The organism is Stenotrophomonas sp. INTA L402-1, from assembly GCF_059295135.1.
Map to the genome: position 1 here is coordinate 1 of NZ_JCAFWP010000245.1, position 528 is coordinate 528.

Consider the following 528-nt stretch of genomic DNA (forward strand, 5'->3'; position numbering starts at 1 on the left):
TGATTAACCTCCGCGTACCCGGTATGGCTGAGGCGGAGCGGAACGAAGTGAGTACCGAACAGTCTTATCGGGTAGGTGGTTATAAAGGTGTTTCTCTTTGGGTGGTCAGGCTTAGGTGGCTGAAATGGTTGATTAGTTTCGCATGCGAAACTAATCGTAATTACTCAGCAGATTTTTACTGGCTACCCCTCGGACCATCTCAACCGCATCTTGGGATGGCATTGAGAATTGAACCTGGCGCTCCGCGACAATATCGAGAGCAAAGATCCGCGTATAAGCCTCGGTGCTCTCCAGCTTTTCGTGCCCCATTAACCCCTGCAGGACTTTCAGTTGAGTGCCCTGGTACAGCATGTGCACCGCATAGCTATGACGAAACGTGTGCGGTGAAATATGCAGGCTGAACCTGACCTCATCCTGCTCTGCCAGCTGCACGGCAGCATTGATCCAGTTACGTACTGTTCGCGCGCTGACATTCCAAATAGGCAGTGGCGACTTCGCGCCGTTTGTGCCGATTTCGACCTCTTCTTC

At 52.1% G+C, this 528-nt stretch carries 1 protein-coding gene; it reads right to left on the bottom strand.

Annotated elements, in window-relative coordinates; genetic code table 11:
- Positions 1 to 150 precede the first annotated feature (150 nt).
- The coding region (locus tag AC5O77_RS22605; protein WP_494507276.1) for a tyrosine-type recombinase/integrase at positions 151 to 528 on the bottom strand (378 nt) is incomplete at its 5' end.